Annotated in this window: 9 protein-coding genes; 7 read left to right on the top strand and 2 right to left on the bottom strand. The window is 55.7% G+C overall.

The window, feature by feature from the left end; all coding sequences use genetic code 11:
* Positions 1–194: 194 nt before the first annotated feature.
* Positions 195–1,586: an amino acid permease gene (locus Q3H59_RS09905; protein ID WP_309834545.1), complete on the top strand. Its 1,392-nt coding sequence runs from the start codon at positions 195–197 to the stop codon at positions 1,584–1,586.
* Here the strand turns inward: Q3H59_RS09905 and Q3H59_RS09900 are convergent.
* Positions 1,583–1,996 (bottom strand): hypothetical protein, encoded by a 414-nt coding sequence (locus tag Q3H59_RS09900; protein ID WP_192411786.1) that lies wholly within the window; start codon positions 1,994–1,996, stop codon positions 1,583–1,585. The genes Q3H59_RS09905 and Q3H59_RS09900 overlap by 4 nt on opposite strands.
* A gap of 176 nt (positions 1,997–2,172) precedes the next feature.
* On the opposite strand from Q3H59_RS09900, the gene rstA reads away from it, so the two are divergent.
* From rstA to Q3H59_RS09875, 5 genes are all read left to right on the top strand, one after another.
* Positions 2,173–2,898, top strand: a complete 726-nt coding sequence (gene rstA, locus Q3H59_RS09895; RefSeq protein WP_309834543.1) for a two-component system response regulator RstA — start codon at positions 2,173–2,175, stop codon at positions 2,896–2,898.
* Positions 2,895–4,205 (top strand): two-component system sensor histidine kinase RstB, encoded by a 1,311-nt coding sequence (rstB, locus tag Q3H59_RS09890; protein WP_137385849.1) that lies wholly within the window; start codon positions 2,895–2,897, stop codon positions 4,203–4,205. Before rstA ends, rstB begins: the two co-directional genes overlap by 4 nt.
* A 12-nt stretch (positions 4,206–4,217) precedes the next feature.
* Positions 4,218–5,705, top strand: a complete 1,488-nt coding sequence (locus tag Q3H59_RS09885) for a carboxypeptidase M32 (RefSeq protein ID WP_309834541.1) — start codon at positions 4,218–4,220, stop codon at positions 5,703–5,705.
* A gap of 170 nt (positions 5,706–5,875) precedes the next feature.
* Positions 5,876–6,346, top strand: coding sequence for an acid resistance repetitive basic protein Asr (gene asr / locus Q3H59_RS09880; RefSeq protein WP_007888004.1), 471 nt, complete (start codon positions 5,876–5,878; stop codon positions 6,344–6,346).
* A gap of 278 nt (positions 6,347–6,624) precedes the next feature.
* Positions 6,625–7,431 (top strand): serine protease, encoded by an 807-nt coding sequence (locus Q3H59_RS09875; protein ID WP_154193524.1) that lies wholly within the window; start codon positions 6,625–6,627, stop codon positions 7,429–7,431.
* Positions 7,432–7,587: 156 nt separating this feature from the next.
* Here Q3H59_RS09875 and hrpA read toward each other — a convergent pair whose 3' ends face one another.
* Complete coding sequence (hrpA, locus tag Q3H59_RS09870) at positions 7,588–11,484, bottom strand: ATP-dependent RNA helicase HrpA (protein WP_309834537.1); 3,897 nt, start codon at positions 11,482–11,484, stop codon at positions 7,588–7,590.
* Between the two features lie 230 nt (positions 11,485–11,714).
* On the opposite strand from hrpA, the gene Q3H59_RS09865 reads away from it, so the two are divergent.
* Complete coding sequence (locus Q3H59_RS09865) at positions 11,715–12,314, top strand: FMN-dependent NADH-azoreductase (protein WP_309834535.1); 600 nt, start codon at positions 11,715–11,717, stop codon at positions 12,312–12,314.
* The last annotated feature ends 1 nt before the right edge of the window (position 12,315 follow it).

Raw genomic sequence — 12,315 nt, 5'->3', positions numbered from 1 at the left:
TTCAAAATCTCCTTCATACTAACTGCATAATCTGTGCGCAGATTTGCATAGCCTTGCATTGCCTTCCCCGTTTGCACTCCGTAAAATCTGCCGCCTGTTTTTAGGGGATTCCGTTTCAAAGTTGGCTCATTGCCACGCGACACTCCAGCGGAATCGTCACCACCCAGCATACTCTGCTGTTTAGGATGGGCGTTTTGGATAAAAAATTAGGTCTTAGTGCGCTCACCGCGTTGGTACTCAGCTCTATGCTGGGCGCTGGCGTGTTCAGCCTGCCGCAAAATATGGCAGCGGTTGCCGGCCCGGCGGCGCTGCTGATCGGCTGGCTCATCACCGGCGTTGGCATCATCTTCCTGTCGCTCGCCATGCTGTTGCTGACGCGGCTGAAACCAGAGTTGGATGGCGGCATCTTTACCTATGCGCGCGCCGGCTTTGGCGAGCTGATGGGCTTCTGCTCGGCGTGGGGATATTGGCTGTGTGCGGTCATTGCCAACGTCTCTTATCTGGTGATTGTCTTCTCGGCGCTGAGTTTCTTTACCGACACGCCGGATCGCGTGGTGTTTGGTGATGGCAATACGTGGCAGGCGATGCTCGGCGCGTCAGTGCTGCTGTGGCTGGTGCATTGTCTGGTGCTGCGCGGCGTGCAAACTGCGGCCAGCATTAATGTGCTGGCGACCCTGGGAAAACTGGTGCCGCTGTTGCTGTTTGTGGTGCTGGCGCTGCTGGCATTCAACTACGATCGCTTCCGCTTTGATTTCAGCGGCGTGGAACTCGGTCAGCCGCTGTGGCAGCAGGTGAAGCAAACCATGCTGATCACCTTGTGGGTATTTATTGGAGTGGAAGGCGCGGTGGTGGTTTCTGCGCGTGCGCATAATAAACAGGATGTCGGACGCGCCACGCTGATGGCGGTGCTGGCCGCGCTGCTGGTCTACTTGCTGGTTACGCTGCTGTCGTTAGGCGTGATTCCGCGTGCCGAGCTGGCGCAGATGCGCAACCCTTCTATGGCGGGTTTGATGAAGCATTTGCTCGGTCATTGGGGCGATGCGGTGATTGCGGTCGGATTGATTATTTCGGTGTGCGGCGCTTATCTGAGCTGGACGATTATGGCCGCTGAAGTGCCGTTCCTCGCCGCACAACAAGGTGCCTTCCCGCGCAGCATCGCGCGTCAGAACCGCCACAACTCCCCTTCGGCGTCATTATGGCTGACCAACGGCAGCGTACAGGTTTGCCTGATTTTGATCGCCTTAACCGGTGCGGATTACAACACGCTGCTGACCATCGCTTCAGAAATGATTTTGGTGCCCTATCTGCTGGTGGGTCTGTATCTGATTAAGGTCGTGCGCGGGCAGAACAAACCCTGGGCGATGTTTACCGGCGTCGGTGCCAGCGCGTATGGCATTTGGCTGCTGTATGCGTCGGGTCCTTTGCATCTGCTGCTCTCTGTTGTGCTCTATGCGCCCGGATTGCTGCTGTTTCTGTACGCACGACGCGGCGGCCGTGGCGACAAGGTGTTGTCACAGCTGGAGCGTATCGCGATTGTGTTGTTGATTGCGGCGTCACTGCCCGCGTTGTGGCAGCTAACGAATTAGTGCGGCTGAACCGGAATGGAAACGCACAGCAGGTCATCCTGCTGTGACAGATTGAGCGGCTTACGGTATTCCTGATGAATAGCGTCAAGCTGCTCGGTTGACAGCGGATACGGCAGCTGAATATCAAAGCGGCTGATATGTTGTTGTTCGGCCAGGGTGATCAAACGCGCGATATTAATCTCGTCGCTCACCTGCGTTGAAATGATTTGTAATGCTAATTCTTTCAGATGATCGTCGCTGGCCTGAAGATTGTGCGCCGATTTACGCGTCACCATGCCAAAAATAGGCATCACGCCATAAATGGCATCAACAAAACTCCAGCGTTTTTTGCAGGAAGCGGAGAGATAATCACTGTAATTGAAGCAGATGCGATCACTGTATCCGGCTGAAGCCAGCTCTTTATCAGACACTCTCGCACTCCTCCTGTTTTTCGTTGCGGTTCCGAACCTTGCGCGACAACGCGCCGCTAATGATGGCACATTTCACGGTATACATACCAGTCACGCAGGGATATTTCGTGCGATAGCGTAGAGCTCAGGACCAGGAAAAGCTATGCTGCTGAGATTCTCATCCGTCACAGTGAATTATGAACAAAATCGTCTATGTGGAAGATGAGCCAGAAGTAGGCGAACTGATCGCCGCTTATCTTGGCCGCCACGATATTGAAGTTATTGTTGAAACGCGCGGTGACCGCGCCGAAGCCACCATCGCCCTGCACGATCCCGATTTAGTGATGCTGGATATCATGTTACCCGGCAAAGATGGCATGACACTGTGCCGCGATCTACGTGCCAGCTGGCAAGGTCCGATTGTGCTGCTCACCTCGCTCGATAGCGACATGAACCACATTCTGTCGCTGGAGATGGGCGCTAACGATTACATCCTCAAAACCACGCCGCCGGCTGTGTTGCTGGCGCGCCTGCGTTTGCATCTGCGTCAGGCGCATGCCGGTCAGCCGGAAGTGACGCCCGCCCTACAAAGCTCACAACGCGTGCTGCGTTTTGGTTCCCTGACCATCGACTCGCTCAATCGCCAGGTGACGCTGCTTGAGGAGAATATTGTGCTATCCACCGCCGATTTCGATCTGCTGTGGGAACTGGCGAATCACGCCGGACAGATCCTCAATCGCGATGCGCTGCTGAAAACCCTGCGCGGCGTGACCTACGATGGCATGGATCGCAGCATCGACGTGGCAATTTCTCGCTTACGCAAAAAACTCTACGATAGCGCCACCGAGCCATTCCGCATCAAAACCATCCGTAACAAAGGCTATCTGTTCGCGCCGCAGGCCTGGGATACCCGTTCCGCATGAGAAAGCTCTTTATTCAGTTCTATTTGCTGCTGTTCGTCTGTTTTCTGGTGATGACGCTGCTGGTTGGGCTGGTATACAAATTCACCGCCGAACGCGCCGGACGCCAGTCGATGAACGACTTGATGGCCAGCTCGCTTTTTTTGATGCGCAGCGAACTGCGCGAGATCCCACCGCGCGACTGGAGCAAAACCATTCGCAGCCTCGATCTCGACCTGTCGTTTGATCTGAATATTGAGCCGATGAGCAAATATCAGCTGGGTGATGCAGACATGAAGCGCCTGCGCGCCGGGGAAATCGTGGCGATTGACGATCAGTACACCTTCTTACAGCATATTCCGCGCAGCCACTATGTGCTTTCCGTTGGCCCGATTCCGTATCTTTTCTATCTGCATCAGATGCGCATTCTGGATATCGCGCTGCTGGCATTTATCGGGATGTCGCTGGCGCTGCCGGTGTTTATCTGGCTGCGTCCGCACTGGCAAGAGATGCAGCGGCTGGAGAAAGCCGCGCAGCGTTTTGGCCGTGGCGAACTCGACGTGCGCACCCATTTTGAAAGCACCTCCAGCCTGCACAGTCTTGGCGTGGCGTTTAATCAGATGGCGGAGAACATCAACACGCTGGTTGCCAGTAAGAAACAGCTGATTGACGGCATCGCACACGAGTTGCGCACGCCGCTGGTACGACTGCGCTACCGGCTGGAGATGAGCGATAACCTCACCGCCACGGAATCCGCCGCGCTGAACCGCGATGTGGGCCAGCTGGAGAGTTTGATTGAGGAGTTGCTGACGTATGCGCGCCTCGATCGTCCGCGCGTTGATCTTCATCTGCAATCCTTCGATCTGGCGCAATGGCTACGTGTACATATTGAAGACGTGCAAACCATGAATCCGCAGACGCAGATTGCGCTGGATATCCCGCAGCTGGAGAACGTCGGCAGCGCTGATACGCGCCTGATGGAGCGTGTGCTGGATAATCTGGTGAATAACGCCCTGCGTTATGCGCAACAGCGCCTGCGCGTCAGCTTATGGTTTGATGGCGCGCTGGGCTGTTTGCAGGTGGAAGACGACGGTCCGGGCATTCCGCAGGAAGAGCGCGCCCGCGTGTTCGAACCTTTTGTACGCCTCGATCCAAGCCGCGATCGCGCCACCGGCGGTTGTGGTTTGGGTCTGGCGATCGTGCACTCCATTGCGCTGGCCATGCAGGGAAATGTCTCGATTGAGAGCAGCCCGCTTGGCGGCGCCAGCGTTCGCTTTTGCTGGCCGGTTGATCTACCCTTGCGGGACATTGCGCCACGCTTACCGTCATAAGGAGCTTTTTACGTGACTTCAGCTTATCAAGAACTTAGCCGCACTTTTCAGCGTCTCTCCCGCTTTGGCCATTTAGGCGCCATTGCCGGTGTCGATATGCAAACCACTATGCCGCCGGGCGGCAGCCAGGCACGCGGTGAAGCGATGGCCGAACTGAGCGTGTTCATGCACGAAGTGCTGACCGATAAACGCCTCCGCGGGCTGTTTGATGCCGCGCAGCAGGAATCATTGAATGATGTCGAACAGGTTAACCTGAGCGAGATGCAGCGCGCCTGGCAGCAAGCGACGCTGCTGCCCGCCTCACTGGTGGAAGCCAAGTCGCTGGCCGGTTCACGCTGTGAGCACGCCTGGCGTCAGCAGCGCCCGGCGAATGACTGGCAAGGTTTCTCAGCCAATCTGAAAGAAGTGGTCAAGCTGAGTCGTCAAGAGGCGCAGCTGCGTGCCGATGCACTCGGCGTATCGCGCTACGACGCGCTGCTGGATGTGTTTGAGCCTGGCATGACCAGCGCGCAGCTGGATCAAACCTTTGGCGATCTGAAAAGCTGGTTGCCCGACCTGCTACAAAGAGCAGTGGCGAAGCAGCAGCAAACCCCGATCGCGCAGCCGGTGGGTCCGTTCGCTATCGAATCGCAGAAACAGCTCGGCCTGAGCGTGATGAAAACGCTGGGCTTCGATTTCAATCACGGTCGTCTAGATGTGAGTGCGCACCCGTTCTGCGGCGGCGTGCCGGAAGATGTGCGCATTACCACGCGTTACAACGAGAACGACTTCCTTAGCGCCATGATGGGCGTGATCCATGAAACCGGCCATGCGCGTTACGAGCAGAATTTGCCAAAACAGTGGCGCGGTCAGCCGGTGGCGCAGGCGCGTTCTACCGCGATTCATGAGTCGCAAAGCCTATTTATGGAGATGCAGCTGGGGCGCAGTGAAGCCTTCCTGCAACATATCCATCCGCAGGTGGTGGCGCTGATGGGCGATCAGCCTGCGCTGGCGCTAAACAACTTTATCCGTCAGGCGCAGCGCGTGAAGCCGGGCTTTATTCGTGTCGACGCTGACGAACTGAGTTATCCGGCGCACGTGATTTTACGTTACGAGATCGAGCGCGCGCTGATTGAAGGCGAGATTGAAGTTGAAGATATCCCGGCGCTGTGGGACGAGAAGATGCAGCAATCGTTGGGCATTGATACGCGCGGTAATTATCGCGATGGCTGCATGCAGGATATTCACTGGACCGACGGTGCGTTTGGCTATTTCCCCACCTACACCTTGGGTGCGATGTATGCAGCCCAGCTGTTCCAGGCGGTGAAGCGTGCCATTCCGCAGGTTGAGACGCTGATCCAGCAAGGTGAGTTGCAGCCAGTGTTTGACTGGTTACAGCAGAACATCTGGCAGCACGGCAGCCGTTTCCCAACGCAGCAGCTGCTGATCAATGCCACCGGCGAAGCGCTGAATCCGCACTATTTCCGTCAGCACCTTGAACAACGTTATCTCTCTGAGTAAACTGCGCGGCGGCCGATGCGGCCGCCCTTTTCTCTTCCTTTACGCCGCTTTGTACAATCCGTTACACGCCGATACCAATGCCTCACGGAAAGCCTGAATTGTTTTTCATATAGTGTTTTCACCGGCCCCGCAGTGGGCTACACATGAAAAAATAGTTCGAGGATTTTGCAATGAAAAAATTATTTGCACTGGTGATCGCCGCTGCTATGGGTATGTCTTCTGTTGCTTTCGCTGCTGAGACCACAGCTGCTCCAGCAACGCCAGCAACCACTGCAGCGCCAGCGAAACACAAAGCAGTACACCATAAGAAACCTGCTGCTCAGAAAGCGCAGGCGGCTAAGAAGCACAAAAAAGTAGAGAAGAAAGCGCCAGCTGCACAGAAAGCTCAGGCCGCTAAAAAGCATCATAAAAAAGCAACCAAGCCAGCGGCTCAGAAAGCTCAGGCTGCTAAAAAGCACCACAAAAAAGCAACCAAGCCAGCGGCACAGAAAGCTCAGGCTGCTAAAAAGCACCACAAAGCAACCAAACCAGCTGCACAGAAAGCTCAGGCTGCTAAAAAGCACCACAAAGTAACCAAGCCAGCTGCGCAGAAAGCTCAGGCTGCTAAAAAGCACCACAAAGTGAAAAAAGCAGCTAAATAAGATCGCCTTTAGCGCCAACAACGTATTGATGATTGAAAACACCCGGTTATGCCGGGTGTTTATTTACTGGAGTAGCGAAAAATGGTGCGTCGCTATCGCTTCGAAATTATTCTGATTGTGATGATCCTCTGTGGCCTAGTTGCAGCCAGCTTTTTTATCTAGTCGTTGTAGCGTGCTGATTACTCCAATATTTCTCCCTTTTTCACCGCTCACCGACTATAGTTATCGCTCAAGCGTGATGACAACAACTTCTACTTATTCTCGCCATTGAGAGAACTATGCGCCTGGCTATCCTGTTACTCGTTGGTCTTTTCAGTTTTAACCACACAGCACATGCCGATGATGAAGATGGGCCAAGCCCGGAAGACATCAAAACGTTGTTTTTTGGCAAAGATCATCGCCAGGCGATCAGCGACGTGAGCGCCGCGCCCTGGGATGCCATCGGTCAGTTAGAGACCGAAAGCGGTAACCTCTGCACTGCCACCTTGATTTCTGCCCATCTGGCGTTGACCGCCGGACACTGTTTATTGGCTCCGCCCGGCAAGTTTGATAAGCCGGTGGCGCTGCGTTTTATGGCCAGCGCGAAAGGTTGGCGCTACGAGATTCATGATATTGATGCGCGCGTTGAACCCTCTTTAGCGCGCCGGTTGCAGGCAGACGGCGAAGGCTGGATCGTGCCGCCGGGAGCCGCACCCTACGATTATGGGCTGGTTATTTTGCATAATCCGCCCTCCGGCATTGTGCCGATTCCATTGTTTGAGGGTTCGCGTGGCGATTTAACCGCCGCATTGAAAACCACGCAACGTAAAGTGACGCAAGCCGGATATCCGGCCGATCATCTGGATACGCTCTATTCGCACAGCGATTGTTTAGTGACCGGTTGGGCACAGCGTGCAGTGTTGTCGCATCAGTGCGATACCTTGCCGGGCGACAGCGGTTCGCCGCTGCTGTTGAAGAACGGTGATGAGTGGCAGTTGATTGCGGTACAGAGTTCAGCACCCGCGCCGGCCGATCGTTACCGTGCCGATAACCGCGCGATTGCGGTGCCGTCCTTTAAAGATAAGCTGGAAGAGTTAGCCCAGTAATTCTGCGCTCTCAGGCAAAAAGGCGGGGCCGCTACGTAAAGTCGCCGTGGACCCATCCCTGGGGCCTCTGCACCGTCTTGCCGTTTTCTTCGCGAATTTTGCGATGTTAAAACCGCGCTGTTTCGTAGCGGCGCGATTTATCGCGCCATCTAACAATTAACTCAACTGCTCCATCGCCTGCAGAATACGCTTATCCGAAATTGGATAAGGTGTGCCCAACTGCTGGGCGAAATAGCTAATTCGCAGCTCTTCCAGCATCCAGCGAATCGCCTGCACGTCGGCATCATCCTGACGCTGGGGCGGCAATTTATTCCGCCACGTCTGCCATGCTTGCTCCACCGCCTGCACTTTCAGCATACGCGCACGATCGCTGTGAGGATCGACCGGCAGCTTCTCGAGACGACGCTCAATACCTTGCAGATAGCGCAGCGTATCACCGAGACGCGACCAGCCATTGCCGGTGACGAAACCGCGATACACCAGGCCATTCATTTGCGCTTTGATATCGCCTAACGCCAGCGCCAGCGACATATCCACGCGTCCTTTAAGGAACTTGTTGATATTGAACACGCAGGTCAGGATCTGTTCGACCTGTTTGGCGATGGTGACCACGGTTTCATTCAAATCAGCACGCACTTTGTCGCGCAGCTGTTCGAAGTTTTCCTGTTGCCACGCCGGGCCGCCCGCCTCCGCCATCAGCTTATCCACGCCGCAGGCGATGCAGTCATCGATCAGTTCCAGCACTTTGCCGTAGGGATTGAAGTACAAACCGAGTTTGGCTTTGTTCGGTAGCTTCTCGTGCAGATACTTGGTTGGCGACGGAATGTTGAGCAGCAGCAGGCGACGCTGACCGCGCCACATCATTTTCTGCTGTTCCACTTCGCTATCGAACAGGCGAATCGCCACGCTGTCCTTTTCATCCACCAGCGCCGGCCAGGCTTTGACCTGATAGCTGCCGCGCTTCTGCTCGTAGCTTTGCGGCAAATCGCCAAAGCTCCAGATGTGCAGACCGCTCTGTTCCAGGCCATCATCCGCCACTTTCGACAGCGTTTCCTGCACTTTGCCTTTCAGCAGCAGCCGCAGCTGATGCAGATTTTTGCCTTCCTGCAGCTTACGGTTGTGTTCGTCAACTACACGGAAAGTCATTTTCAGGTGATCGGGCACCTGATCCCACTGCCAGGCTTCCCGGTCAATGGTGACGCCGGTCATGCGGCGGAATTCGCGTTCCAGCGCATCCAGCAACGGCAGTTCCATCGCCGTAACGCGACCGAGAAACGCTTCGGCGTAGTTGGGCGCGGGTACCAGATTGCGGCGCACCGGCTTGGGCAGCGATTTGATCAGCGCGATAACCAGTTCGCGGCGCACGCCCGGAATTTGCCACTCAAAACCGGTCTCTTCGATTTGGTTCAGCAGCGGCAGCGGAATGTGCACCGTCACGCCATCGGCATCCGCGCCCGGTTCAAACTGATAGCTCAGTTTGAGTTTCAGGTTGCCTTGATGCCAGAAGTTGGGGTAATCGAGCTGGCTGACTTTGTCCGCGCCGTCTTTGATCAGCATTTGCTTATCAAAGCTCAGCAGATCCGGATTCTCTTTGCTGGCTTGCTTCCACCAGCTATCGAAATGGCGTGCAGACACCACGTCGCTGCCGATGCGGCGATCGTAGAAAGCGAACAGCGTTTCATCATCGACCAGAATGTCGCGACGACGCGATTTGTGCTCCAGATCTTCAATTTCGTTGCGCAGTTTCAGGTTATTGCGGAAGAACGCGTGACGCGTCTGCCAATCGCCCTCCACCAGCGCATGACGGATAAACAGCTCGCGGCTCAGTTGCGGATCGATGCGGCTGTAATTAACCTTACGCGCCTGCACAATTGCCAGGCCGTAAAGCGTCACTTTTTCCGTCGCCATCACCGCGCCCTGTGCTTTTTCCCAGTGCGGTTCGCTGTAACTACGTTTAATCAGATGCTGCGCCAGCGGTTCGATCCATTCCGGATCGATACGGGCGGCAACGCGGCCCCATAAACGGCTGGTTTCCACCAGTTCCGCCACCATGGTCCACTTCGGCGGCTTCTTAAACAGCCCGGAACCGGGGAAGATGGCGAAGCGCGCGTTGCGAGCGCCGGTAAACTCCTGCTTGTCGTTATCTTTCTGACCAATATGCGACAACAAACCGGTAAGCAAAGCGCAGTGCACTTCACGATACGGCGCAGGTTCGCTGTTGACCGGCATCCCCTGTTCCCGCACCACCTGACGCAGTTGCGTGTAGATATCCTGCCATTCACGCACGCGCAGATAGTTAAGGAACTCGGTTTTACACAAGCGACGGAAGTGATTGCTGGAGAGCGCTTTTTGCTGCTCCTGCAGGTAATTCCACAGATTGACGAAGGCGAGGAAATCAGACTCTTTATCCTCAAAACGACGATGTTTTTCGTCAGATGCCTGCTTTTTATCCGAAGGACGCTCGCGCGGGTCCTGAATCGATAGCGCCGCGGTGATGATCATCGCTTCGCGTACGCAGCCAAATTTTTGCGCTTCCAGCACCATGCGCGCCATACGCGGATCGACTGGCAACTGCGCGAGCTGGCGGCCCGAAGGCGTCAACTTGTAGGTTTCGTCTTCACTCAGCGTGATGGCACCCAGCTCTTCCAGCAGGCGCACGCCATCCTGAATATTGCGCTTGTCCGGTGCTTCGACAAATGGGAAGGCAGCAATATCGCCCAGTCCCAGCGCGGTCATCTGCAGAATCACCGAGGCGAGGTTAGTACGCAGAATTTCAGGATCGGTAAATTCCGGACGGCTGAGGAAATCATCCTCGGAATAGAGGCGAATACAGATACCTTCCGAAACGCGGCCGCAGCGCCCTTTTCGCTGATTAGCGGAAGCCTGCGAAATCGGCTCAATCGGCAAGCGCTGCACTTTAGTGCGGAAACTGTAGCGGCTGATACGTGCGGTGCCAGGATCGATAACATATTTGATGCCAGGCACGGTCAGCGAGGTTTCCGCCACGTTGGTCGCCAGCACGATGCGGCGTCCGCTGTGCGACTGGAACACGCGGTTTTGCTCGGCGTTCGACAGGCGCGCATACAGCGGCAGAATCTCGGTGTGCGCAATATCGCGCTTCATCAGCGCATCGGCGGTATCGCGGATTTCGCGCTCGCCGCTCATAAAGATCAGGATATCGCCGCGGCTCTCTTGGCCCAGCTCATCGACCGCATCGAAAATCGCCTGCAGCTGATCGCGATCGGTGTCGTCAGCCTCTTCCACCATTGGGCGATAACGCACTTCGACCGGATACGTCCGGCCGGACACTTCAATCACCGGCGCATTGTGGAAATGGCGTGAGAAGCGCTGCGGATCGATGGTCGCTGACGTGATAATGACTTTTAAGTCGGGACGACGCGGCAAAAGTTCGCGCAGATAGCCGAGCAGGAAATCGATGTTGAGACTGCGTTCGTGTGCTTCATCGATAATGATGGTGTCGTACTGCAGCAACAGGCGATCCTGCTGGATTTCCGCCAGCAGGATACCGTCGGTCATCAGCTTAACCTGGGTGGTTTCGCTCACCTGATCGTTAAAGCGCACCTTGTAACCGATGGTGCCGCCGAGCGAGGTTTCCAGCTCATCGGCAATGCGGTTGGCCACGGTGCGCGCCGCCAGACGACGCGGCTGAGTATGACCAATCAGCCCTTTAACCCCGCGCCCCAGCGCCAGGCAGATTTTCGGCAGCTGCGTGGTTTTACCCGATCCGGTTTCACCCGCGACGATCACCACCTGATGCTGACCGATCGCATCAGCAATATCCTGCTGCTTCTGACTTACCGGCAGGTTGTCAGGGAAAGTGATGCGCGGTGTCGCCGCCGTGCGCTGCGCCAGGCGCTGCTCCGCCGCGACAAATTCCGGCTCCAGTTCAGCCATAATGCCCTGCTGCGCCGCAGGATTTTTCACCTTTGCAGCGCCCAGCAGTCGACGTCGCAGACGTTGACTGTCGCGCAGCGTCAGATTATCGAGCCGCGGCCAGAGGGAGGCTAAAGGTGAAGAGTCGGATGATGACATAGCGATGCGTACCTGTTGTTGCAGCGGGCAGATGATTTCCCGGCGGATTCAAGCAATTAATGGTCGGCATCATAGCACAATTTGGAACACCTGCCTGAACGGGACGTGCGAGGTTATTCAATTATTTCGAACATTGATCTCGAAATATTGCGCTTTTACCCCGCGGGCTAACTCCGTACAGTGTAAAGCATTGAGCGGTAAGCCAACCGCGTAACGTACAGGAAAATACCATGAGCAAAGTTTTAGTTCTGAAATCAAGCATCCTCGCTGGTTACTCTCAGTCAAATCAACTGGCTGACTTCTACGCTGACGAAGCACGCGCTAAAGGTGACTCGGTTACCGTACGTGATTTAGCCGCGCAGCCGATTCCGGTGCTGGATGGTGAGCTGGTTGGCGCGCTGCGCCCATCCGATGCCCCACTGTCACCACGTCAGCAGGAAGCGCTGTCTCTCTCCGATGAGCTGATTGCTGAACTGCAAGCCCATGACACCGTGGTTATTGCCGCACCCATGTACAACTTCAATATTCCAACTCAGTTGAAAAATTACTTCGATCTGATTGCCCGCGCTGGCGTGACCTTCCGTTACACCGAAGCAGGCCCGGAAGGTCTGGTGACCGGCAAACGTGCGGTGATCCTCTCCAGCCGTGGTGGCATCCATAAAGATACGGCCAGCGATCTGCTGACGCCATACGTGAAGCTGTTCCTCGGCTTCATCGGTATCACTAACGTGGACTTCGTGTTCGCGGAAGGCATCGCTTATGGTCCAGAAGTGGCGACCAAAGCGGCTAACGATGCAAAAGACGCCATCAAACAAATTGTTGCTGCGTAAT

The organism is Pantoea sp. SORGH_AS_0659 (assembly GCF_031453915.1).
GTDB classification, from domain to species: domain Bacteria; phylum Pseudomonadota; class Gammaproteobacteria; order Enterobacterales; family Enterobacteriaceae; genus Pantoea; species Pantoea leporis.
Note: the sequence above shows the minus strand (reverse complement) of the source record. Positions and strands in the feature narration are given on the sequence as shown.